The organism is Leptospira stimsonii (assembly GCF_003545885.1).
Lineage (GTDB): Bacteria > Spirochaetota > Leptospiria > Leptospirales > Leptospiraceae > Leptospira > Leptospira stimsonii.
In genome coordinates this window covers 1,207,299-1,231,046 of the sequence record NZ_QHCT01000001.1, presented here as the reverse complement: position 1 = coordinate 1,231,046, position 23,748 = coordinate 1,207,299, and the positions used below count along the sequence as shown (strand labels likewise).

27 protein-coding genes and 1 pseudogene are annotated in these 23,748 nt (G+C 43.4%); 17 read left to right on the top strand and 11 right to left on the bottom strand.

The annotated features are described in order from the left end of the window. Nucleotides 1-486 precede the first annotated feature (486 nt). The 5 genes from DLM75_RS06005 (at nt 487) to DLM75_RS05985 (ending at nt 5,180) form a co-directional block, all read left to right on the top strand. On the top strand, nt 487-1,557 hold the full coding sequence (locus tag DLM75_RS06005; protein ID WP_118967552.1) for an Lsa36 family surface (lipo)protein: 1,071 nt from the start codon (nt 487-489) through the stop codon (nt 1,555-1,557). Nucleotides 1,558-1,769: 212 nt separating this feature from the next. Continuing rightward, complete coding sequence (locus tag DLM75_RS24640) at nt 1,770-2,132, top strand: class I SAM-dependent methyltransferase (protein ID WP_241547831.1); 363 nt, start codon at nt 1,770-1,772, stop codon at nt 2,130-2,132. Nucleotides 2,133-2,507: 375 nt separating this feature from the next. Next, nucleotides 2,508-3,332: a sterol desaturase family protein gene (locus DLM75_RS05995; RefSeq protein ID WP_118967551.1), complete on the top strand. Its 825-nt coding sequence runs from the start codon at nt 2,508-2,510 to the stop codon at nt 3,330-3,332. A 16-nt stretch (nt 3,333-3,348) separates the two neighbouring features. Next, nucleotides 3,349-4,473, top strand: coding sequence for a hypothetical protein (locus DLM75_RS05990; protein WP_118967550.1), 1,125 nt, complete (start codon nt 3,349-3,351; stop codon nt 4,471-4,473). A 2-nt stretch (nt 4,474-4,475) separates the two neighbouring features. Then, nucleotides 4,476-5,180: a class I SAM-dependent methyltransferase gene (locus tag DLM75_RS05985; protein WP_118967549.1), complete on the top strand. Its 705-nt coding sequence runs from the start codon at nt 4,476-4,478 to the stop codon at nt 5,178-5,180. Nucleotides 5,181-5,189: 9 nt separating this feature from the next. Here DLM75_RS05985 and DLM75_RS05980 read toward each other — a convergent pair whose 3' ends face one another. Further along, complete coding sequence (locus tag DLM75_RS05980; RefSeq protein WP_118967548.1) at nt 5,190-6,248, bottom strand: AraC family transcriptional regulator; 1,059 nt, start codon at nt 6,246-6,248, stop codon at nt 5,190-5,192. A gap of 134 nt (nt 6,249-6,382) precedes the next feature. Between DLM75_RS05980 and DLM75_RS24225 the strand changes: the two genes are divergently transcribed. The 6 genes from DLM75_RS24225 (at nt 6,383) to DLM75_RS05955 (ending at nt 9,285) form a co-directional block, all read left to right on the top strand. Continuing rightward, complete coding sequence (locus DLM75_RS24225; protein ID WP_158586451.1) at nt 6,383-6,538, top strand: hypothetical protein; 156 nt, start codon at nt 6,383-6,385, stop codon at nt 6,536-6,538. Next, a complete protein-coding gene (locus DLM75_RS05975; RefSeq protein WP_118967547.1) occupies nt 6,535-7,695 on the top strand; it encodes a thiolase domain-containing protein in 1,161 nt (386 codons plus the stop codon). The genes DLM75_RS24225 and DLM75_RS05975 overlap by 4 nt, the downstream gene beginning before the upstream one ends. Before the next feature lie 2 nt (nt 7,696-7,697). Continuing rightward, the gene (locus tag DLM75_RS05970; protein ID WP_118967546.1) at nt 7,698-8,054 is read left to right on the top strand and encodes a Zn-ribbon domain-containing OB-fold protein; all 357 of its coding nucleotides are present in this window, start codon (nt 7,698-7,700) and stop codon (nt 8,052-8,054) included. Nucleotides 8,055-8,168: 114 nt separating this feature from the next. Continuing rightward, on the top strand, nt 8,169-8,588 hold the full coding sequence (locus DLM75_RS05965) for a c-type cytochrome (protein ID WP_118967545.1): 420 nt from the start codon (nt 8,169-8,171) through the stop codon (nt 8,586-8,588). 93 nt (nt 8,589-8,681) lie between these two features. Then, nucleotides 8,682-8,897, top strand: a complete 216-nt coding sequence (locus DLM75_RS05960; protein ID WP_118967544.1) for a hypothetical protein — start codon at nt 8,682-8,684, stop codon at nt 8,895-8,897. A gap of 49 nt (nt 8,898-8,946) precedes the next feature. Then, the gene (locus DLM75_RS05955) at nt 8,947-9,285 is read left to right on the top strand and encodes an STAS domain-containing protein (RefSeq protein ID WP_118967543.1); all 339 of its coding nucleotides are present in this window, start codon (nt 8,947-8,949) and stop codon (nt 9,283-9,285) included. On the opposite strand, the gene kdsB is transcribed toward DLM75_RS05955, so the two are convergent. From kdsB to DLM75_RS05910, 8 genes are all read right to left on the bottom strand, one after another. After that, complete coding sequence (kdsB, locus tag DLM75_RS05950) at nt 9,278-10,018, bottom strand: 3-deoxy-manno-octulosonate cytidylyltransferase (protein ID WP_118967542.1); 741 nt, start codon at nt 10,016-10,018, stop codon at nt 9,278-9,280. The two genes, DLM75_RS05955 and kdsB, sit on opposite strands and share 8 nt — an antisense overlap. After that, on the bottom strand, nt 10,018-10,542 hold the full coding sequence (locus DLM75_RS05945) for a flagellar basal body-associated FliL family protein (RefSeq protein ID WP_010573664.1): 525 nt from the start codon (nt 10,540-10,542) through the stop codon (nt 10,018-10,020). The genes kdsB and DLM75_RS05945 overlap by 1 nt, the downstream gene beginning before the upstream one ends. Before the next feature lie 40 nt (nt 10,543-10,582). Then, on the bottom strand, nt 10,583-11,410 hold the full coding sequence (gene motB / locus DLM75_RS05940; protein ID WP_100784789.1) for a flagellar motor protein MotB: 828 nt from the start codon (nt 11,408-11,410) through the stop codon (nt 10,583-10,585). A gap of 15 nt (nt 11,411-11,425) precedes the next feature. Further along, the gene (locus tag DLM75_RS05935) at nt 11,426-12,208 is read right to left on the bottom strand and encodes a motility protein A (RefSeq protein WP_118967541.1); all 783 of its coding nucleotides are present in this window, start codon (nt 12,206-12,208) and stop codon (nt 11,426-11,428) included. Nucleotides 12,209-12,214: 6 nt separating this feature from the next. Next, nucleotides 12,215-12,439, bottom strand: a complete 225-nt coding sequence (locus DLM75_RS05930; RefSeq protein WP_069608486.1) for a flagellar FlbD family protein — start codon at nt 12,437-12,439, stop codon at nt 12,215-12,217. A 5-nt stretch (nt 12,440-12,444) separates the two neighbouring features. Then, nucleotides 12,445-13,545 (bottom strand): glycosyltransferase, encoded by a 1,101-nt coding sequence (locus tag DLM75_RS05925; protein ID WP_118968005.1) that lies wholly within the window; start codon nt 13,543-13,545, stop codon nt 12,445-12,447. A gap of 702 nt (nt 13,546-14,247) precedes the next feature. Then, nucleotides 14,248-14,667 (bottom strand): nuclear transport factor 2 family protein, encoded by a 420-nt coding sequence (locus DLM75_RS05915; protein WP_158586450.1) that lies wholly within the window; start codon nt 14,665-14,667, stop codon nt 14,248-14,250. Between the two features lie 235 nt (nt 14,668-14,902). Continuing rightward, a complete protein-coding gene (locus DLM75_RS05910) occupies nt 14,903-15,703 on the bottom strand; it encodes an MlaD family protein (protein ID WP_118967538.1) in 801 nt (266 codons plus the stop codon). A gap of 349 nt (nt 15,704-16,052) precedes the next feature. On the opposite strand from DLM75_RS05910, the gene DLM75_RS05900 reads away from it, so the two are divergent. Genes DLM75_RS05900 through ftsZ form a run of 3 tightly spaced genes read left to right on the top strand, consistent with a single transcriptional unit; the run spans nt 16,053 to nt 19,256 of the window. Then, a complete protein-coding gene (locus DLM75_RS05900) occupies nt 16,053-16,799 on the top strand; it encodes a cell division protein FtsQ/DivIB (protein ID WP_118967536.1) in 747 nt (248 codons plus the stop codon). A 1-nt stretch (nt 16,800) separates the two neighbouring features. Continuing rightward, a complete protein-coding gene (ftsA, locus tag DLM75_RS05895; protein WP_118967535.1) occupies nt 16,801-18,030 on the top strand; it encodes a cell division protein FtsA in 1,230 nt (409 codons plus the stop codon). Nucleotides 18,031-18,053: 23 nt separating this feature from the next. Beyond that, nucleotides 18,054-19,256 (top strand): cell division protein FtsZ, encoded by a 1,203-nt coding sequence (ftsZ, locus tag DLM75_RS05890; RefSeq protein ID WP_118968004.1) that lies wholly within the window; start codon nt 18,054-18,056, stop codon nt 19,254-19,256. A gap of 207 nt (nt 19,257-19,463) precedes the next feature. Here ftsZ and lep read toward each other — a convergent pair. Next, a pseudogene (lep, locus tag DLM75_RS05885) lies at nt 19,464-19,843 on the bottom strand (LipL41-expression chaperone Lep). After that, nucleotides 19,821-20,888 carry a lipoprotein LipL41 gene (locus tag DLM75_RS05880; protein ID WP_118967533.1) on the bottom strand — a complete coding sequence of 356 codons (1,068 nt, stop codon included), beginning with the start codon at nt 20,886-20,888 and terminating at the stop codon, nt 19,821-19,823. The pseudogene lep and the gene DLM75_RS05880 overlap by 23 nt, the downstream one beginning before the upstream one ends. Nucleotides 20,889-21,070: 182 nt before the next feature. Here DLM75_RS05880 and DLM75_RS05875 point away from each other — a divergent pair, with 182 nt between their 5' ends. The 3 genes from DLM75_RS05875 (at nt 21,071) to ispF (ending at nt 23,605) form a co-directional block, all read left to right on the top strand. Continuing rightward, nucleotides 21,071-21,577 carry a hypothetical protein gene (locus DLM75_RS05875; RefSeq protein WP_118967532.1) on the top strand — a complete coding sequence of 169 codons (507 nt, stop codon included), beginning with the start codon at nt 21,071-21,073 and terminating at the stop codon, nt 21,575-21,577. Beyond that, on the top strand, nt 21,574-22,548 hold the full coding sequence (gene nadA, locus DLM75_RS05870) for a quinolinate synthase NadA (RefSeq protein WP_118967531.1): 975 nt from the start codon (nt 21,574-21,576) through the stop codon (nt 22,546-22,548). The genes DLM75_RS05875 and nadA overlap by 4 nt, the downstream gene beginning before the upstream one ends. 562 nt (nt 22,549-23,110) lie before the next feature. Beyond that, nucleotides 23,111-23,605, top strand: a complete 495-nt coding sequence (gene ispF, locus DLM75_RS05865) for a 2-C-methyl-D-erythritol 2,4-cyclodiphosphate synthase (protein WP_118967530.1) — start codon at nt 23,111-23,113, stop codon at nt 23,603-23,605. Nucleotides 23,606-23,748 lie beyond the last annotated feature (143 nt).

The window sequence follows — 23,748 nt, the reverse complement described above, 5'->3', positions numbered from 1 at the left end:
GTAATTCTTCTTTCATTAAAGATTCGTTCCAAAGTCGGAAACCGCAGGAACTCATACAAAAACAAAATGTAGTAAGCGAAATTTTTCACGCTTTCACAAACTTTGAAAAAGCCCTCTACTCTTTCTTTTCTAACTTGGCAAATCGATCCTTTCTCGAGAATTTTACTCGAACGGTTTCAAGTCCGATTCCAAGAATTTTTTCTCGAGAGAAAGAGATCGATTTCGTATTTCAAAAAAGTTCTCTTTGGCCTTTCCCAAAATCTGAGAATGTAGGAACTCCCACAAGAATCGGAAGGCGCAAATCGATTAAAAAGTCGCTAAACTTATAAAGAAGGAATTTGCGGGAACTCCAGCGTTTCGATTCTTATCTTACGATTTGTCTCATTTTTTTAAAAGTTTCGGGACAGGCTCCAAATTGTTTGTAGGAAGAATTGAGAAACGATTTTTCCTTGGTAACTTAAGAAAGGCGACTTTTCGGAAAGAACATTGAAAATCAAAAAAACGAAATTCTACGAGTCACTCTTCTTTGTTCTATTATTTTATTGCGATTCCCTTTTTTCCGAAGCGGCCTGCGTCGGCGCCGAATGTGCTTCTATTCCGCCTGAAATCGTCCTGGGAAGCAACCTCATCGACCCTGCGTTAGACGCCATTTATACGAAGGAATTCCTACTTTCCATGGGAGAAGCCGCCGTTCTTCAAAATATCAACTCATCGATGTTAGGCGGAACGATTCTTACCAGAAAAAGAATCGGACTCGGATATTCCATCGCAAGAACCAATTTGAGTCCGAGAAACTATTTCTTCGAAAATTCAGAACTGCGGGAACTCCCCAAACAAGGAATGGCCGCCTCTCCTTCGGTCAACTTCGGTTTCAACTTAGGAAACCTCTTCGAAAGTCCGAGCCCACAACTCTCGAAATGGAACATTCACTTCCACTATTTTCCCTACGAACTCTCGGAACAAAACGTTCCCTTTCTAAAACTGAGAAAGACCGACCTTCACGGAAAGGTTGCAAACACCGGCATCAACCTGAGATACTTTCCATTCTATTCTTCTTCAAACTCTTCCGAAACGAACGGGAAAGACGGACTCTCCTTCGGCTTCGGACTCTTTCAATCGCTTCAGACGATCAGTCTTCATTCTTACGATCGAAAACCGACCAACATTCGCCTTTCGGGACAACCTCGAAAATGGATCGGAATCAACGATCTCACATACAATTCGAATATCTACTCGGCTACATTCGATTTTCGTTATGCAAAGACGATCGGATTTTTTTCTTTCTACGGCGGTTTAGGCGGAATGTTCAATCAAGGAAACGTGGGGATTCAAGTGGAAAGAAATTTCGCCCTCTCCGCGCTCGCAAACAAAGATGATTTCACATCCAATCCGACTCTTGTCTACTTGGATCTGAAGCGGAATCTTTTTGTAAGTCACGCGAATTGGTATGGAACGATCGGTTTAGAATTCGCCTGGAAAGACGCAAACATCCTTGTAGAATATCAAAAAAATAAGAATTCGGAGTCGGTAAGTTTAGGAGTTTTTATCCATTTTTAAGAATCCTTCTAACGCTACTCATCAGAGAACATTATATAAATTGAATTTACTTTAAAGACGCATGAATCTACCGTTTTTAGAAATGATTTCGTACCGACCTGTTAGATTTAACGGAAGAAAAGATAATTTCAAGTTTCATCTTAATTCTCGCCTACTTTCGCTTATTCGAATATTTCATTGACTATGTCAATTCTCTTTTTTATATAAGAACCATGAAAGTAAGAGACAGCGGTATGCCGGAAGCCGAGTATTGGGACACTCTTTTTAACGTGCCCTTAATCTTAGAAAGAATGAATTTGTTAAAAGAAATCGGAACGATCGTAGAATTCGGTTCCGGTTACGGAACCTTTACGCTCCCATTGGCAAGAAATCATAAGAATCGAATCCTTGCCTTTGAAATTGAAAACGACTTAGTCCAAGATCTTCAAAAAAATGCAAAACAAGAAGGATTGGACCATCTCATTCCGATCGAAAAGGACATCATTGCGGACGGAACTTCTCTCACACCGGATTCAGTGGATTATGTTATGATTTTCAATCTTTTGCACCACGAAGACCCAATCGCAATTTTGTAAGAAGCGCACCGAATTCTAAAACCGGGAAGTTATGCGGGGCTTGTCAATTGGAACTACGATTCGAAAACTCCTCGCGGTCCCAAAATGGATATTCGTCCCAAACCGTAAGAAATTTATAATCGCGCGAAAGAAGCAAAATTTCAAATCGAAACGGCTCAACCGATCGATCTTCCTCCCTACCACTACGGCTTCCTCGCACGGAAATAAAAATAAGAAAGCCGATTCTTTACCCAATTTAACATAAACAAAAAACGCGAAAAAGACTGATCGAATCCGGCTTTGATCAGTCTTTTGCCGAATTCGATAAGAGGAGAATCGGAAAATAGGTTTTAATCGTTCGTAAGTCCGAAACAGCACCGGACTTAAGGATGAACTATGAACGAACAATTTCACTTTCTTCAAACCGTATCAGCGCTAATCCCTCACGCGCCGAAAATCTTTCTCATCGATTTTCTAAGATATTTCGTATTCGCCGGACTCGCTTTTACGGGACTCTATATCTGGAAACATCCCTTCCAACACAGAAAGATTCAGACTAAAAACGCAAAACCTTCCCAGTTTAGAAAAGAGTTTTTATACTCCGTCTCTTCAGTCGTAGTCTATACAACCGTAACCTTAATCGTCTTGGTTCTGAAAGGATACGGATTTTTTAAATTCTACGATAGAATCGAAGACTATGGTTGGGGTTATCTTCTTTTAAGCGTATTTCTTATTCTGTTGATCCAGGACTTTTACTTCTACTGGACCCATCGACTGATGCACACGCGTTTGTTCTTTAAAACCTTCCACAAAATTCATCACGACTCAACAACGCCCTCACCATGGACCGCGTATTCTTTTAGTCCCTGGGAAGCGCTCGTCCACGCTATGATTATGCCGATCGTGGTCTCCCTATTTCCGGTCCACACGCTTGCACTCGTGATCTTTATGACATTCCAGATCATCAGAAATGTATTGGGTCACAGCGGTTATGAAATGTTCCCAAGCTGGATAATCTCCAATCGAATTCTAAAGTATATCAATACGAATACGAATCACGATATGCATCACCAATACTTTCGATATAACTTCGGACTCTACTCTACGATTTGGGATGAGATGTTCGGAACAGTTCACCCTGAATACGAAAAGACATTTAAGAATATAACCGAACGAGAACCGATCAATCTTTCGCGAGAAGTTGAGACCCGATCCAATTAAAATTTTGTGAAAAGAAATGCAGAACGTAGCCATCATCGGAATACTGATTTTGTTTAGTCTCTTTTGTCAGCAGACACAAAAATCCTACCGCGGACAAGGGATGCTGGTCGGAAAGGAAAGAGAACTGACCGTAGACAGCGATGCGGCCGTAAAACTACTTCAGTCATCGGAAGCGGAATTGAGAATTCCATCACTCAAAGAACTTTCCTCTTTGGTAAAACGATATTCTTCCGATTATGCAACGATTTTTCTTCTGAGAGCCATCTATTCAAACAAGTTCCAGGAGCGATCCCAAAAACTATATTTGAATTTTGCCGAAACATTAAAAACAACCGGCCTCTCAAAAAGAGATCTCGTCAGGCTGGGTAAATTCCAATTTCTTTTTGTCCCAGGACTCGCTTATCGTCTCGACACTTCTACGGGAGCGGATTTTGCAAGACAACGCGAATGGTTTGAAAAACGAGGAATCAAAACCGTTCTCATAGAAACCGATGAGTTCGGTCTTGCGAAAGACAATGCGCTTATCATCCGGAAATATTTGGCGACTCATTCCGATAAACGCAAAATAATTTTAGTCAGCGCCTCGAAAGGAAGTCTGGATGTTCTCGCGTATCTGAATGAAATCGCTTCTCCGGAAGAAACCGCACGGATTCACGCGTGGGTCAATATCGGAGGAATCAATCGAGGAACCTTGCTTGCGGATGAATTCACAAAATTTCCGAAATCGTTGTTGGCGAAAATTCTTCTGGGATTTCGCGGGAGATCGACCGAACTCGTAAAGGATCTACAAAGAAAACAAGGTCCGATAGAATCCGGAAAATATTTTTTTCCAGACACGATTAAGGTGATTCATTTTCAGGGAGTTTTGCTGGAATCACAGGTGAACGATAGAATCCGATCTCGTTATAAGATTTTAAAACCGTTCGGCCCTAATGACGGACTGACATTGACGATCGATTCGATCACACCCGATGGAATCGTAATCACTGAAATCGGTCTCGATCACTACTTTCAGGATCCGGAGATCGAAAATAAAACGGCCGCGCTTGCCCTGCTTGCGGCGGACAATAAAAATATCTACAATGATTTAAAAATATTCAATAATCAGAATATATTAATTAAAAACACGATTGAGGAATAAATATGAAACTTACCGTCTTTACAAAAAGTTTAGCTTTTTTTATCGAAAATATCAAGCTAGGAGGTTTTGTACCCGTATTGGGACAAACTTTTATGACGATCACGTTTTTTTTGTTCACCATCTCCTGCGCGGGAATGAACCAACTTCAGTATTCTAAGATTTACTCAAGAGCGGGATGGCAACTTCCGGAACAAGTAGTGGAAACGCTTAAAATCAAACGTGGACAGATCATCGCAGACTTAGGCGCGGGAAACGGATATTTTACAAAGTATCTTTCCGGAGAAGTCGGTGGAACCGGAAGAGTTTATGCAATCGAAGTGGAGCCGGATTTGGTTTCAAAGCTCAAGACAAAGTTTTCCGATCACACACCTTCCAACATTCAGATCATTCTCGGAAACGCAACAAATCCAAATCTTCCCGAAAAAGTGGATCTAATCTTTTCCTGCAATACCTATCATCACATCGAGAATCGCACGGCGTATTTCTCGGAGCTAAAAAAATTTCTAAAATCGGAAGGAAGGATCGCGATCATTGACCACAAAGACGACCTAACCGGAATCCTTCGTGTTCTTGTAACAAAGGACCACTGGTCTTCAAGAGAAATCCTGATCAAAGAAATGAAAGAAGCCGGCTTTGAAGAAGTCGATCGTTTCGATTTTTTACCGACTCAAAATTTCATTCTCTTTCAGATACGAAAACAAAACTGAAAAATCAACTCAGCTTGTTTTTTGAAAAAGATTTTGTCTTCGGAAATCGGATGGAGTGACGCCTACGATTTCCTTGAACGCTCGATTGAACGGGGCCAAAGATCCGTAACCGAGATCCATCGCGATTCGAAGAACTTGCAATTCACTTTTGGAAGGATCTGACAAGATCATCTTTGCTTCGCGGATTCGATAGTGATTTAAGAATTCGTTAAAGTTTCGATAACCCAATCCCTGGTTGATCAATTTTCTTACTTTCTTTTCCGGAACGTTCATCTGCCGAGCAAAACTTAGAATCGTTAGATTTTCTTTCAAATAAATACGCTGTATATCCAAGAGCGAATTTAAGTTTTTGAGTAGATTCTCATCCAGGGGTTCTTCATCCGCTTTTTGTTTCCGTTCCGAAACCAAAAATGTGTTCTCTCTGAACTCAAAAAGTTGGAACGAAAAAAAGAAAACGAGCGCGGCGATCAAAACCGAATTCACCAAATCCAATTCGATCGAATATTCCGAATTTTTCATGATCACTTCCACCATTACTACCGAGATGGCGTAGATTCCGGTAATAGCCGCAAAGATCACACGAAATTCCCGCCTTGATTCCAAAAGATCCACATTCTTATCTTTCAAAACGCCGCCTAACGCAAAAAGGATGAGCCCTAAATAGAGTAGCTGAGGCATACTAAATAGAATTTTAGCCGTGACGGAAGTTTCATTTCGTATATTCGAAAGAATGAATATATAAAAACTGAAAAGATTGATAAGAAAAAACAGGACCCCGTGCCAAATCCTGAATCGGAATCCGTCCGCAAACAAGCTCGAAACAAAAAGATAAAAAAATATCGAAACGGAATAACACCCGATATGTACGATCACAAAAACGAACGGATTCACTTCGACATGGGAGAGCACGGGGCATAGAAAATACGCAATCAGGCTCATGCAAAAAAGACTGCCGAGAGCGGTCCGATATGTGATTTTAATTCTTATCAAGAAGTTAAGAATCAGAAATCCCAGATGTGCGACCGTAATCGCTTTTAATACAAAGATAAAATTTGCCAAATCGGACATTCTCCTTCTCTATCGAATCCGATTCGATCTATGATCCATCGGAGCAAATTTTTTTTCTTAAAGGTTCTTCCCACAGTCTTAAAAAGCAATCCTACGGATCCTCGGTAAAGAAGTAATTCAAAAGAAATCGCTTTGTGCTTCTGATTTTCAACGTAAAAAAGAAGTGCATTCTCTACGAACTTTCGAATTCTTCTTCCAAAACGAAGAAGGATCTCAAAGAAAAAGATGAACTTTTGTTCATTATTTTTGAAAGTCCTTACGATCCAATGCAGAGGGAGAATCTTCTATGAGAGAAGTCGCGATCATCGGCGCATATGAAACCGAACACGGAAACCACAAAGATCGAACCTTACGAGACCTTGTAACCGAAGCCGGAAACGGAGCCATCTTGGATTCCGGAATCGATAGAAAAGAAATCCAGGCGGTCTTTGTCGGCAATTACGCGGGAAACGAGTTCAATCATCAAAATACGATGGGATCTTATGCGGCCAACTTACTCGGATTAGGCGATAAGCCGGCGATTCGAACCGAAGGAGCTTGTGCTTCCGGAGGAATCGCGGTTCGTCAGGGATTCTTATCCGTCGCCGCAGGAATCTATGATACCGTTTTGATTTTGGGCGTGGAGAAAATGAACGGTCTCGATCCCGAAACCACGATGGAAATCGTCGCTCGAGGACAAGACGCGGACGTGGAAGGCGGTTATTGTATTTCCGGTCCCTCCGGTTTTGCACTCAATGCAATCCGTCATATGCACGAGTTCGGAACCACAAAGGAAATGCTCTCGAAGGTCGCTGAAAAGAATTATTATCACGGGAGCCTCAATCCGTTCGCTCACAAACAAAAAGAGATTTCGTTTAACAATATCATGAGAGCAAGAATGGTCACGACTCCTTTCGGGTTCCACGACGTTTCTTTAGTTACGGATGCAAGCGCCGCGATCGTGATCACCACTTTGGATAAAGCGAAATCGATTAGCAAAAATCCGATCGCAATCAAAGGTTCCGGCATTGGGGGAGATTATTTCAACGTCGCCCTGAAAAAAGATTCCGTCAGTTTTCCTGCAAGTATTCAAGCGGCCGCAGAAGCCTTCAAAATGTCCGGAGTAAAAAGAGAGGAGATCGACGTTCTGGAGTGCCACGATTGTTTTACGATTACCGAAATCATCAACATCGAAGATCTTGGTTTTGTGGAAAAGGGAAAGGGTGGACCGTTTACAATGGAAGGCCATACTCGCCTCGGCGGCAAACTTCCCGTGAATACTTCGGGAGGACTCAAAGCGAAGGGACATCCCGTAGGAGCCACCGGAGTCGGTCAAATCGTAGAGATGACGTTTCAACTCAGGGACGAAGCCGATAAACGTCAGGTCGCGAACGCAAGAACTGCGATGACGCATGTCTTGGGTGGACCGGGCGCGGTCAGTTGTATTCACATTCTTCAGAGGGTTTAACAATGTCGGAATCTATATTAGAAATTTTGAAAGGAAAAAAATGCGATGCCTGCGGTTTTCAGATGACTGAACCTTCGGTCGCCTGCACGAGTTGCGGAAATTCGGAAACTTCGGAAATTCAGTTCTCGGGAAAAGGTAAGATCTATACTTACACGGTCGTTCACGTCGGCTTCGGTCATCTCGCAAAAAGAGCGCCGTATGTTTTGGCGGTGATCGAACTAGAAGAAGGAATCAAAACGATGGGACTTTTGGAAGGATCCGTTTCCGGTGTTCCGGTAACGGAATCCGTTGCAATCGATCTTCCCGTTAAATTTTCAAAGGAAGAATCCGGTACCGGTTTTATCTTTCACCCCGCCTAAAACGAGTTCGGGGCTTGAGAAAAATCAAGTCCCGTGACAATAACCTGACAAAAAAATTCTATCGTGAAATGTCCTCTCAAGATATGCTGGTAGCATAAATAGAGGTGATTTTCGATGAACTCCAAAAATATGATCATTTCCATCGTGATCGCTCTTACCTCTCTGGTTCTTTTTTTGAACTGCGGAGATAAGTCCGAGAAACCAGCTGAAACGTCTGCGCCTGCCGCTACTGAAACCACAGCCTCCACCCTCAGCCCAGAACTTCAAAAAGGACAGGAAATCTTTTTGCAAAACTGCGCTTCCTGTCATGGAGAAAAAGGTGCTGGAGACGGAGCCGCGGCCGCGAGTCTGAATCCGAAACCTCGTAACTATAAGGCTCCTGCCGGACAGTGGAAAAACGGAAACACCGAAGCTGGAGTTTTGAAAACTCTGAACAACGGGATTCCCGGTGGTCCGATGGTCGCTTACAAATTCTTAGGTGATGAGAACATTAAACTACTGGCAAAATACGTAGTTCATCTTACTCAAAACTAAGATTGCTTCTTCGGGTCGGAAGATTCTGATTTTCCGACCCTCCTTCCGGTTTTTCGACTGGTATTTTTTAAACCCCGAAAGGATCCTACTTTTGTGAACTCTAACAACCAGCCGTCACCCTGCGGCGAAAATTGCGGAATCAGTAGAACTTCTCCGAACGCTCAAGAAAAAAAGACTTATACCAAATTGGGAATCTTTTTGATTCTTTTCGGAATCTCATCCAAACCAAAGGAAGTAAAATTCTTCTGTAAAAAATGCGGAAAGCAATTCGACCAATTGTCCTCGATCGAACTCGGAAATTATGCGTAATTCGATTGACTTTAATGGAATTTAGCTGTCTTTAGTTGAAAGATTCCTTATGTCCGACGATTTCAAAATTTTCGTAGATCTCACCGTATCTGTTCCCATCATCCATATTGAAGGAGAGATCACTTCCGAAGCGGACGAGGAAATCGTTGGGAAGTACGAGTCCATTCCCGCCGAAAAAAGGGGACGAGTGATCTTGAATTTTCAAGGAACTTCTTATATCAATTCCGCCGGAATCGCGACCCTCATCAGCTTGATCACAAGAGCTTCTGAAACGAAAGGAAAAATCGAATTTGCTGGGCTCAACGAACACTTCAGAAAGGTGATGGACATCGTCGGTTTAACCGATTTCGTCTTAATCCACAACACTCTCCAAGAAGCTCTTAAGTAACCAAACCTTTCTTCTTGAAATCTTGGATTACGATCTCAAGGTCTTCCGGCGTATCCACGGACAATCCCGCTTCCTTCGCTAAAAACACTCCGATTCCGTAACCTGCCTCGATCGCTCTGAGTTGTTCGAGAGATTCCGATTCTTCCAAGTTACTTTTCGGGAGAGAATTGTATTTTAATAAGAATTCTCGATCGTATCCGTATATTCCCAAATGACGATAGAGTGGAACCGTCGCCTTGAACTGACTCGGTATAAGCGACCTGGAAAAGTAGATCGCCTTTCCATTCTGATCGATGATAACTTTTACACGATTGGGATCGATTGCGTGTGTTGGATCCAAAAGTGGAACGGCGGCCGTACTCATCGTCCATTCCAGATGAGATGCTTTTAAACTCGCGACACCGTCGATCAGTTCCGGTTCGATTCCCGGTTCGTCCCCTTGTATGTTGACGATCACGTTAAAATCGGAAAACTTTTCGGCGACTTCTATGATTCGATCCGTTCCGGAAGGATGATCCGGACTCGTAAGAACACTCTTCCCACCGAATCCGATAACAACTTCATGAATGCGTTGGTCGTCGGTTGCTACGACTAATTCGGAAAGAGTGGAAGACCGAGAGGCATTCCGGTAGGTCCACTCTATCATCGTTCTGGCGCCGATCTTCGCAAGCGGCTTTCCCGGAAACCGAGAGCTCGCATAACGTGCCGGTATTACTCCGAGAATTTTTCTCATCAGTTGACGATAAATTCCGTAAAGTAGACTTCCTGAATCTTTCCCTCGGTAAGAATATGATTCACCTGAGCTTTGATCTCTTCACGAAGATCCAACTGATCTTCGATGTTGATCAATTCATCCTTGGATTTTCGTCCTACGATCAAGTTGATCAAATCCCGCATCTGTGCGTTCCTCTCCGCGAGTTCGGCGGACAAAGTTTGATCTTCTTTCGCGATTCCAAAAGCCAACTTCATCTTCACGAAGTGAGCTTCTCCTTTGTCCGAGGTGTTGATCCGAAATTCTTCCGTAAAGTTATAGTTCGCTAATGGTGGAGGAGGTTTTACCAACGCGACGTTCTTCATCTGTTTGAATGTGCTGGTCGCAGTTTGTTTTGCTACGACCATTGCAATGATCGCTACGATGATAATTCCAAAAATTGCTCCGGCTACGTAAAGAAGCCATTTGATTATGGGCGATGTTCCACCACCGCCTTCGGCGGCGGGTAGCCCGCCTTCTTCCTCATCTATTTCCGCATCACCCATTGGTTTGCCTCCTGAATTTTGACGTTAGTTGTTCTTCCGGTTACTCGTTGCCTGGTGTAGACGACTCGGAGCCGGGAATCCTAGTTTTTGGAAGTCCGAAATTGGTTTCGTATGGACTTCTCTTGGTAGACTTATCAGTCATGATTACGATATCGATTCTTCGATTGTATGCCTTCGCTTCCGGTGTTCCCGAATATTCCACAACCAAAGGACGAAACGCCCCGAAGCTCACGGCTTGGAACCAAGAAGGATCCAATTTTTCCACGTTGATGATATAATCCGTAGCGTTGATCGCCCTTGCACCGGCGAGATCCCAGTTGTTGATATAAGCCCTTTCTTCTTTTCCGGGTGCGACTCCGGGGTTTACCGCGTCTGCATCGCAGTGACCTTCGACTCGAACAAAACGATCGAGTTCTTTGATCAAGGAACTGGCTTTCTTCAAAGCGATCTTGATCGAATCCGTAAGAACCGCGGAGCCCGGATTAAAATAATCCGCGCTGACGAGAGAGATGATCAAACCTCTTTCGTCCTCCGTGATCTTTACCTTACCTGCTTCCACTTCCGGCTTAAAAAGTTCAGTCGCGAGTTTTTTGGATTTTGAAAGTGTCTTTCCGGTCGTCTGAGAAGGAAGACTTTCAATGTTCATTCCCATTTCCTCGAGTTTTCCTTTGGAAAGAGTCTGACCTCCGTCAAAAAAGCCCGTCGTCGTTTTGAATGCGGAGAGAATGATCTGCATCTCGATCGCGTTCGTTTTACCGGTGGTATAGAGCATGATGAAGAAACATAAGAGAAGCGTCACCATGTCCCCATAGGTAAGCATATACTCGGGGATATTCTGAATACATTCAGGACATTTTGATTTTGCCATAATGAAAAACCGTTCTTACTCGCTGTCGTCCTTGAGAACATCCCGTTCCGAAGGCGGAAGAAACGAAGAGAGTTTATCTTTTACGATCCTCGGGTTATCGCCGGACTGAATGGAAAGAGTTCCTTCGATCATAATCTGTTTGATCATAAGTTCGTCTTCCGATTTACGGATGAGTTTTTTCATGACGGGAATCGCGAACATGTTGGCGCCCATTGATCCGTAGAGTGTCGTAATCAAGGCGGCGGCCATCCCCGTTCCGATCGCGGAAGGGTCACCGGAACCGAGGTTCTTCAACATCTGAACGAGTCCGATCAGAGTCCCGATCATCCCGAAGGCGGGAGCCAAAGCTCCCCAGTTTTCCCACCAAGCCTTTCCGTTGTTGTGACGGGAAGCGATGTTTCCCATTTCCGTTTCCATGATGTTACGAACAAGTTCAGGGTCCGTTCCATCCACTACGAGTGTGATTCCTTTTCGTAAGAATTCGTCTGGAAGTTCGTTTACGTCGTCTTCGAGAGCGAGTAGACCTTCTCTTCTTGCTTTTTCCGAAAAGGAGACTAACGTTTTGATCAATTCGATGAGATCGTGTTTTTCGGTTCTAAAAACTTTTTGTGTGACTTTTCCGACCGCAAGCGTAGATTCCCAAGGAACCGCCATGATGGTTCCCGCAGTCGCCCCTCCGAACGTAATGATGACGGATGGAATATCAAAAATGTCTAATGGGCTCAATCCCGCCGAGATGATACCGAAGATCATCAGGACGACCGCCGATCCTAAACCAACTACTGTTCCAAAATCCATAATTTTTTATTCCACCCTTTTGAACTGGTCCGGAGAAGAGCCCAGAGGAAACACAAGAATCCGTTTCTTATATTCTAAAATTTTTTCGATGACTTCGGGAATGGATTCCTTTACCACAAACTTTCTATCGTTGGAAAGGGTGATCGTCGTATCCGGATTGGCTTCAAGGCATTCGATATGAGATGCGTTGAGCACGAATTCGTCCCCTTTCAGTCTATGGAGTAGAATCAAAATAATTATCCCTTTTTCCTCGGAGTTCTCATTCTAGTCTCGACCTGCTTTTGGATTTCGATAATGAATTTTTCCTCCGTAAATCGACTTACGTTCTTCTGAAAATCGGCGGTTTTCCAGGAAATTCGATCGGAACGTTCGATCGCCTCGTTCAGAGATTCCACGGTTTGTTCTTGGAAAAAGATTCCCGTTTTGCCCGAGATCACGGTTTCAAGAGCGCCGCCCTTTCCGAAGGCGATCACCGGTGTTTGGAAGGCTTGCGCTTCGACAGGAGCGATTCCGAAATCTTCCATTCCAGGAAAGATAAAGGCTTTTGCCTTTTTGTAATATTCCAAGACTTCTTCCCGTTTGAGATGAGGAAGGACTTCGATATTCTTCGGAAGATGAGAAGTCAATTTTTTGAATTCTTGGCCGCCTCCGATGAGAACGAGCCTCTTTCCATTCTTACGAAACGCTTCGATCGCGAGATCGATTCTTTTGTACGGTGCGAATGCGGAGACGATGAGATAGAAATCGTCTTTTTTTTCGGAGACTACTTTCCATTTTTCAGGAAGACAGGGCGGGAAGATGACTTTCGCTTCTCTACGATAGAATTTTTGGATTCTTCTTGCGACGAATTCGGAATTGGACCAGAAAGAATCCACTCTAGAAGAAGAGGCCGCGTCCCAGGTTCTCAGATAATTCGAGATGAGTTCGAAGGCGAAGAATTTGATTCCCTTGCGAGAAGGAAAATAATCATAGTAGAGATCCCAAACATAACGCATCGGAGAATGGACATAGCTGAAATGCAACGAATCCGGATCCGTGATGACTCCCTTTGCGACACAATGAGAAGAAGAAATCACAAGGTCATATCCTTTCAAATCCAAGGATTCGATTGCGGTCGGGAAAAGAGGAAGATACCAACGGTATTTGGAATCCTTAAAAGGAAGATTGTTTGTGAATGCAGTCGTGATTTTTCTTTGTTCGATCCGAGGATTCAGCTTTCCCGGGGTGTAGAATAGAGTAAAGAGATCGGCCGACGGATAGATTTTGAGGAGAGAATCCAGAACCAATTCTCCTCCGCGCATCCCGTTGAGCCAGTCATGGATGATTGCAACTTTCATATTGGTTTCATCGGCAGAATTTTGATTTCTCTGTTGAGAGAAAGTGCGGGAACTCCACAATCGAGATTCTTCTGTAAACGCCTGATCCTAAAAAGTAGGAACTCCTTCGTTTGAAATTCGGTGATTCATGGGGATTCTTGAAAAAGTAGGAACTCCCATTTGCGATTCGGTTTTTTAGAAAAGCGCTCACTGACACAATTCTAACCTGTTCGGAAGAATGTAGGAACTCCGCAATTCTGACTTGGTCAGTTTGATTTTCAAAGAAGTGCGGGAACTCCACCGTTCCGCTTTGGTCAGTTTGATTTTCAGAGAAGTGCGGGAACTCCACCGTTCCGCCTTGGTCAGTTTGATTTTCAGAGAAGTGCGGGAACTCCACCGTTCCGCTTTGGTCAGTTTGTTTTCAGAGAAGTGCGGGAACTCCACCACAATTCGCGATTCTTCTGTAAACGCCTGATCCTAAAAAGTAGGAACTCCCTCGTTCGAAGTTCGACAATCCATGGGAATCTTGAAAAAGTAGGAACTCCTAGCTTACAGTCTTAAGATGAAACGAAGCGGTTGTCCCGACAAAGAATCGCCGTCCCAGACGTTCCTAAAAAATTCTCAAAATACGATGAGGACTCAAATTCGCCAAACACTCCAGAAATAAATTCTGGAGTGGCCGATTGGAAATTCTCCTCGCGCTCGCGAAAGAAGAATTGAATTCTATTCTAAATTCTTCTGAGAGATTTTCGTAAAGAAAGAATCCGCTTCCACAGGATTTGCAAAAAAATGAATGCCTTCCACGATCTTTCCCTCAGCAAACTTCCAGAGAACACAAACGAGGTGATCCAAATTGGTCCCATCATCTCTATTTGTAAAAACGTGTTGGCTTTCGATCACATAATCATCGTTCGCCGCGACGATCAATTTTTCGGCTTTTACGTTGGATTTTCCCATTACGGAACCCATCGTATCAAAAAATTGGATCACTTCCTCAGAGCCGTTCCTCCAACCTCCATAAGGGTGTTTTCCGGGAAAACTCCACCTCGCATCCAGAGAAAGAACTTTCCTTAACTCATTCCAATCCCTTTGTATATACGCTTCGAAAAAACGATCTATGATTTCTAAATTCGGATGTTTCAAAATTGGATCTCCACCGGATTCAATCAGAATTTAGAGATCAGAAAATTCTCAAATTAAAAAACTTTTTTCTTTCTCACTTTCCTTTCAAGAATTTGAAAAGGAGAAAGGATCGAGCTTAGCTTTTTTAAATGTTCCTGAGTTTGGATCGTTCAAAGTAGAGAATGGAGAAATTTTATCTTTGAAAGACTTGGAAGAGAAAAAGCTTACGTAAGCATCCTAAGCTGAAAAAAGATCTTTAGAGTTTTCCGAAATAATAATCGTTTCCAACGCTTCCTATGAGAGTCGTTCTTCGATACATATTAATCGTAAAAGGGGCCGGAGCGGAACGTTCCAACTTACGATATCCTTCCGTATAACGTCTCGCATCGTTTCCGAAAATTCTCGCGTCCGTAAGAAGTTCCAGAAGATTATCGTAGGTTTCCGGAGAATGAATCATCTTCGGAATGGTTCCCCGATTGGATTTGAGTTTTTCGGAAATCTCGTAGAGATTCGCGAAGGAGGCTCGAATGTCTTCTCGATTCTCACGAATCACTCCCGTGGAAGCGGCAAAAAAATCTTCGAAATAATCCGCGGAAGGAAGGAAGTCGGGAGCTCGTTGTTCGTCCTCGAGATAAGTGGGTTGGAAAAAAGTTGTATCGTCTTTTTCGGAAGAACCCGGATCGATATCGATCGTTCTTCCGGAAAGAATCGTATTCGTCTGAAAGGTAATCTTATAATTGTCCCAGAGAGTAATCGGCTCCTTGAGTCGGATTACGATCTCGATCGCTTTGGTTTGATCCTTATTCAAAAATCGTTGGTCCCCGACTTCGTCGATCGGAACCACATCGAGACTTCGGACGATTCCTCTTTCCACCCCAAGGATTCGAACCGGCGCCCCGGGATGAATTCCTTCCAGACGTGGATAATAGATTTTCATCGTATAAGGATAATCGTCTATGGTTCCGGCTTTTTCCACTACGGCCATATACAATCCAAGTGAGAATCCTAAGAAGAATATGACGCCCGTGAGGACCGTTGTGTGTTTTGAGAGATTCATAAATGAATTCGTATAATGATAAGATCGGTATTAGAGACGTCGCTTTCCAAGAAGGAATTCTTTTTTTGAAAAAATAGCAACCTCTTAAAGAGTTCAACAAAACCAAAGTCGAATTCCGATTTTTTGGATTCTTCTTTTGGATCGGAATCTCTTTGTATTCCGGAAGAATGCGGGAACTCCCCTTTTTTTGAGCGCCTCGGAGAAAACGACCGCCTTTCAAATCGAAGGATTCTTCCCAATTGCAAATGCTTCCCAAGATTGCGGGAACTCCCCGTTAAAAACAAGCTGTACTTCAGAAAGAAATTCCCGATATTGGAACCAGGGAAGAAATTTACCTCAAGATCTGGCCATGAGACATAATCTGATTGACTTTCTAAGAGAATTCGTGCAGAAAAGGAGAAACATTCTCCTCTTGGCTCTTCTCCTCTGTATTTTGAGCGTTGGGGCGATTCTCGGATTTCGTTTTCAAGGAATTCCCCGAGAACTGAATAAGTTAATCATTACGGGGCACGAAAAGCTCAAAACGGAAGAAATCGTCAGAATGCTTGAAATTCAACCCGGAACCTCCTTTGATACTCTGGACTTGGATCTTCTGGAAAAAAAACTCTCCAGGTATCCGAGAGTGAATTCTGCACGCATCACGAAAAAGTCGGAAGACCAACTCCTCATAGAACTCACCGAAAGAAAAGCTTCCTTCATCGTCAACTCGGACGGACATCTCTACGAGATCGATTCCGAACACAGAGTTCTTTCGAAAGACGACGTTCGAGAAAAAGACCTCTGTGTTCTTTCCGGAAACTTTCCGGTCAAGAACGGCTTTATCCAAGACGCGAGTTTTCGAGATCTTTATAATTCCGTTGAACAGGCTTTTCGAATGTATCCGGCTCTCAAACCGAGAATCTCCGAAGTTCTTCTCCAAGAAGACGGGGAAATCTTTTTTTTCGCGGACGAGCCGATTCAATTAAGAATTCAGATCGGAACCCTTCTTCACAGGGATCAGATTCGTAAACTCTACGCAATCTTAGCCTATTTTGAAAAAGATAAGATTCAATCCGAACTCGTAGATATCAGAGGAGAAGACGCGGTCTATCACTGATATGTTAGAACCAAGAGATAGAATCATCGCCGCTTTGGATCTCGGGACTTCTTTGACAAAAGTAGTCGTGGCCAGACCGATCTCCGAATACGAAGTCGAAATTATCGGAACCGGAGCCTATCCTTCTTCGGGAGTGAAGAATGGATCCATCATCAATATCGAATCCACAACCCGTTCCATCATCGAAGCCGTGAGCGAAGCGGAACTCATGTCCGGACAAGAGATCACTTCTGTCGCGGTCAATATCACAGGCAAAACCGTCAAAGCCGATAACTCCAAAGGAGTCGTCGCAATCACAAACCGCGATCGAACCGTAGCCGAACCGGATGTGGTGCGAGTGATCGAAGCCGCACAAGCGATTCGAGTTCCTGCGGATCAACAGATTCTTCACGTTCTTTCCAAAGAATTTTCCGTCGACGATCAGACGAGCATTCGAGATCCGATCGGAATGACCGGTGTTCGTCTGGAAGCGGAAGTCCATATCGTCACCGCTGGTATAACAGCAATTCATAATTTAGAAAAGTGTATCGAATCTTCGGGACTTCATTGTGAAGTGATGATTCTTTCCAGCCTCGCTTCTTCCGAGGCAGTTTTGACTTCGGGAGAAAAAGATCTCGGAACCGCAGTTCTTGATATCGGCGCGGGAATCTGCGATTTGATCATCTACGTCGACGGAGGAATCTCGTATTCTTCCGTAATTCCTTTCGGCGGAATCAACGTCACGAGCGATATCTCGATCGGACTCAAAACTACATTAGAAACTGCTGAACTTCTCAAAAAAAGATACGGACATACCATTCTTTCCGAAATCGATCCGACTGAAACGATCGAAATTCCGCCGATCAGCGGAAGACCCGCGAGACAGGTTCTCAGAGAAGAATTGGTTGCAATCATAGAACCGCGAATGAGAGAAATCTTCGAGATGGTGGATAAGGAACTCGTAAAGTCCGGTAAAAAAGGACTTCTTGCCGGAGGAGTGATTCTTACCGGAGGAGGAAGTCTTCTCGAAGGGATCGATACGCTCGCCGAGGATGTGTTTCGTCTAACGGCATCCAGAGCGCGACCGGGCGGAATCAGCGGGCTCGCAGAAAAAGCCTCTTCACCCGAATTCTCCAACGTGATCGGAATGATCAAATATGCAGATAGAATGACGGACATGGATCAGAAATCCGTGGACCGATCGGAAGGTTGGACGAAAAAAATCAGACGATGGATCGAAGAGAATCTTTGACCGTCCTCCAAAAGGAAAATACGATGATCCGTTTTGAAGAAGAAACAAAAACAAGTCCTGCAGTCATAAAAGTATTCGGAGTCGGCGGAGGCGGAATGAACGCCGTCACGCGGATGTCCAACTCCACTCTCAAAGGAGTCGAGTTCGCGATTCTCAACACCGACGAACAAGTGTTACTCCGTTCTCCGGTGGAAAATAAAATCATCTTAGGAACCAAGATCACTCGCGGTATGGGCGCAGGCGGCGATCCCGAGCTCGGTTACAAGGCCGCGGAAGAAGATAAGGAAAGAATCCAGTCCGCGGTAAGAGGAGCCGACATGGTTTTTATCACCGCGGGTATGGGCGGCGGAACCGGAACCGGCGCCGCACCCGTGATCGCAAAGATCGCGAAAGAAATGAAATGTCTCGTGGTCGGGGTCGTGACTCTTCCCTTCTCTTTCGAAGGAAGAAGAAGAATGGAACTTGCTCGGAAAGGAATCGAACAACTTCGTTCGCACGTTGACACCCTCATTCTGATCAACAACGATTCTATCTTTCGAGTCGTGGATAAATCGACTCCGATCGATCTCGCCTTTCAGGTGATAGACGATATTCTTCTCAACGCCGTACGAGGAATCAGCGATATCATCAATAACCCGGGCTTGATCAACGTGGACTTCGCCGACGTAAAAACAATCATGCGCGATACGGGTGACGCGGTGATGGGAGTCGGTGAAGGGAGCGGAGAAGGAAAAGTTAAAGAGGCAGTAGAATTTGCGATCAACAATTCGCTGTTAGACTCTTCTTCGATCGCGGGGGCTTCTTCGCTTCTCATCAACGTTTCCGGCGGAAAGGATCTTACGATCTCCGATTGGAACGAAGTTTCCGGAATCATCACCTCTCAAGTGGATCCGAATGCAAATATCATCATAGGTCTTCACGAAGACGAAAGCCTAGCGAACAAAATCCGGGTCACTGTGATCGCAACCGGCTTTAGCAAGCGTAATCCTTCCGGAAAACTGATTCAGAATCAGGATCTCAGTACAAGAGTTCAGGAGAACTACGGTTTTCAGAGAAAGGCTGTGGGAATGGAATCTCCGAATGAGAGAAAGGAGTTCCTACAGGAAGATTCAGGAGAAACGGTCCGACTCCATCCTGGTTCTTTGAGGCCACGTTCGTCTAACACGCCAAAGCCGGAAGACTACGATATCCCCGCTTATCTAAGAAGAAACAATTTACCCAGCTGAAGAGGGTTTCATAGGAGTTCCTACTTTTTTGTAGGATTCTTTCTTGTAACGGTTACAATAAAAATGGCCCGAAGATCTCGGGCCATTTTTGTATTTTTCTGGAAAGAATCGGTTTTTCCGTATTTTACCGGATACGGGCTTCAAGTCCGTTTTCAATCTTATTTCGAAAGACATTCATTTGTCGGTAGAAGTTAAAAGAAGGAGTTCCTACTTTTCTTCCTTACCGAATTGTTTGCATTCTTTCAAATCCATAAACTTCTCTTTCCCAAGTTCACATTGAACTTGTTTCAGAGTCTTATCGGACATACAACGTAAAACAATCGCTCTCGACATATCCGGCTGGAGAATCTGCTTCAACATCAACTGTTGCATCCCCGTTGGAATTTCGTTTTCGGAAGCCTGAGCGATCAACTTCACGTTGTGCATCTGGTTTTCGACACACTCTTCTTCTGTCGGAGTCTTTCTACAATCCAAGAAAAAGAGAAAACAAAATGACAGTGTAGAAATAAGAAAAGCGGACTTTCGTCCGCTTTTCATACAATCAATTCGTTTCAAAGGAATCGATTACTTTGCGTTGCTTTCGTCAACCGCGAAAGTAGCTTCTACTCTCTTTCTAAGTTCTCTCAGGTAGCTCTTTTTCGCTCCGTTGATCTTCATAGCTTCTTCGTAGAGTTTGATCGATTTTTCGAAATCACCAGTAGAGAAGTAATAAGTTCCGAGGTTTGCTTTCGCTCCCCAAGACTGACCCTTCGCTTTTTTGTCGGCTTTTTCCCACGCTTCTTTTGCTTTTTTGAAACTTGGAGTTTCACCTTGGATTTCTTCGTAACCTTCAGCAAGAAGCTCTTTTACTTCTTCATCTTCGTCTTTTACAAAGATTTCGATTTTTTCAGTCTTAACGATTGGGGAAAGTCTGCTCTTAATGTAACCAGCCGCTTCGTCCAAACCTTGTCCAAAAGAATCAAGGATGGAAGGACATTCCAAGTTTCCAACACTGTTGAAGATTTTTGCAGGATTTGAAACCACCGCTTTTTTTACTTCTCCAGTATCTACTTTAATAAGAGTCGCATCGAGAGGAATCAACATGTAACGCACGCCGGTAGGTTTAGAAACTGGATCGTTTCCGGTGTTTACTTCTCTTCCAGTCGCCATAGAAGCCGCGAAACCCGCAACTTTCATTCCTGCGGCAACCATATCGATCTTATTTTCGCTACCACACTCAGTGTAAGGCTTTTGATATCCGATGTAAAGAATCGCTTCCGCACCGAGAAGGTTTCCGATCTTCGCTCTGGACTTAGTAATACCAGTGAGAGAAAGTGTCGCTTCGTTCAGAACGTCCGCGCGTTTGCTGAGGTCGATCAGTTTGTAATAAGATTCTTTGTCGAATGCTTCGAATACCTTAGAAGGCATTTGATCGATAAAGCTTGAACCTGCTCCGAAGATCGCTTCCCAAAGACTTTTCTTTGGAGGCTCAACAGCCAATCCTACGTTACGAATGGTTCCGAGGAATTTCTGAAGGGCACGGCCTTCCTTATCTTTCGGGAATACCGGATATTCTACATCGACTGTGTCTGCGCAATTTCCTAAGAACATAAGGAGAACTAACACAGAAATTAGAGAAGATAATTTTCTCATGGAAAGTAATACCAATCCTGTTTTTGATTTTGGGGATAAGGGCTTATTTAAATCTCGAAATAAATCGTGTCAATATATTTTAAAAATACAGATTTGCAATTTAATTCAGGCCGATTCCTATCTTATTTTTTGATTGAAGCAAGACTTCTCTTGAGAGAAATTGAAAGGGATAGGATTTTGCTGTGCACAAACAATCCATTTTTATTCTACTTTGTATCCTTTCATTCACTGGATGTTTTGCTTCAAAAAAAGAATCCGACTCAAAAGACCTACAACTTATTAGTTGGATTCTCTCTTCGGGTTCCGATCCGTCTTGTGTCGACTACTATACTCAAGGGAATCTCTGTTTGAAAACTCCGGTGGTCATCAGTGATAAATGTAAAGCCGCTGAATTGGATCGTTTTCAAATTGGAATTCAGCCCTCGAACCGGCAAAACCGGGACACTCTCGACGAACTCCTCCGCTGTTGGAGTAAGTGCAATTCTACATTCTATCTAAACTCCGTTTCTTCGAATGGAACTTGTGCCTTTGATGCGGAAAAGGATTTTGAAAACGCAAAACGCTCCGGTTCCTCAAATAGCGGGAATCTTTGGAGACAATGTCAGTCTAATTGTAACACGGGCGCCGATCTCGCCTATCCAAAATTAAAAGGAATTTCTACTACGACAACGTACTGGCCCTACTTATGAAAACCCTAGACGAAATCACAAAAGCTCTCAAGAGCACGTATCTGGATCACGAAGTCGAGGCAAAACTTCCTTTGATTCAAGAAATTCAGAAATTAAAAAAAGAGAAGAATGCGGTTCTCCTCGGACACAACTACATGACCCCGGACGTTTTCCATGGAGTTTCCGATATTACCGGAGATTCTCTCTACCTGAGCAAGGTGGCCGCCGAGACCTCGGCGGAGATCATTCTTTTCAATGGAGTCCATTTTATGGCGGAGACCGCGAAACTTATGTCCCCTGAAAAGAAGGTTCTCATCGCGGACTTAAAAGCAGGTTGTTCGCTTGCGGAAAGTATTACTAGACAGGACGTGATCGATCTTAAGAAAAAATATCCCGGAGTCCCCGTCGTCACCTACGTAAATTGCACCGCCGATGTTAAGGCCGAGACGGATATCTGTTGCACTTCGGCTAACGCACTTCAGGTGGTAGAATCTTTAGAGAGCGATACGGTCATTTTTTTACCCGATCAATATTTGGCAGAGAACGTTCAGAATCTTACGAAGAAAAAAATCATCACACATCCGGGAAGTTGTATGGTTCACGAGATGTATTCCGCGGAGGATATCGAACTTACGAGAAGACAGTTTCCCGGAGTTACCGTAATTTCTCATCCAGAGTGTAAGACGGAAGTCGTGGATCATTCCGATTATTCGGGTTCCACTTCTCAGATGAGCGAGTTCATTCGAAAGTCGGGAGCGAAGGATATTTTTCTGATCACGGAATGTTCGATGGGAGACAATCTTCGTTCGGAATTTCCGGACAGACATTTTGTCTCCACATGTCAGGTCTGCCCTCACATGAAACGAATCACTTTGGAAAAAATCAGGGACGCGCTTCATTACGAACAGTTTGAAATTCATCTCGATCCGGAAGTGATCGAAAAGGGAAGAATGTCCGTTCAGAGAATGTTGGATCTTTCTTTTAAAAAGTAGGAACTCACATTTTACTTTCAAAAAAATAAGGAACTTTGTGAGAATCTTAAAAGTAGGAACTCACACTTTACTTTCAATAGATAAGTAAATTTGTGAAAATCTAAAAAGTAGGAGCTCATACTTTAATTTCAAAGAGATAAGGAACTTTGTGAGAATCTTAAAAGTAGGAATTCACACTTTACTTTCAAAAAAATAAGGAACTTTGTGAGAATTTTAAAAGTAGGAACTCATACTTTAATTTCAAAGAGATAAGGAACTTTGTGAGAATCTTAAAAGTAGGAATTCACACTTTACTTTCAAAAAAATAAGGAACTTTGTGAGAATTTTAAAAGTAGGAACTCATACTTTACGTTCAAAAGATGAGAACTTTGTAAGAATCTAAAAAGTAGGAACTCATACTTCCTATGACAAAAGCAACAATCCTCCGCTAAAGATTCTTCCGGGGATTTGTTTGTCGGAACAAATTTTGAGTGTCACAAAAAAGACTTGCCTTTCAAAAAACGAAAACTCTGAAAAATGAAAATCCACGCCATTTAGAATATTATGATTTAGGAATAAACAAATGTATCGAATCGGAAACGGAATCGATTTTCACAAATTGGAAATCAACGCAGAACGCCCTCTCGTTTTGGGAGGAATCGAATGCGAATCGGAATTCGCTCTCGTAGGCCACTCGGATGCCGACATCATTCTTCATGCAATCTCGGACGCTATCTTGGGAGCTCTGGCTCTCGGCGATATCGGGCAACATTTTCCGGACACCGATCCGAAAATAAAAAACATCGACAGTAAGATCATTCTCTCCAAGTGTTTGGAACTCATGCGTGAGAAAAAATTCGAACTGATCAACGTGGACTGCACCGTGATCGGTGAAAGACCGAAAATCGCACCGCTCAAAGAAAGGATTACAAAATCTTTAAGTAATCTTTTGTCCCTTCCTGCAGATTGTGTTTCTGTCAAGGCGACTACGACCGAAAAAATGGGAGCGCTCGGTCGTCAAGAGGGCCTGGGAACCTTTTGTACGATTCTTCTTGGAAAGAAGAATTCAGTTGAATAGAAACTTTCTTCGAATCCTCGGTGTCCACCGAGTTGTCCCATGACGATCCGCTTTTTTTCGCGAGAATCTATCGTAAAAAATCGAATCCCCTCGTTTCCCTGGTTCGAAAGAATATAAGAATCCTCGTTTTCTTTCGCAACAGA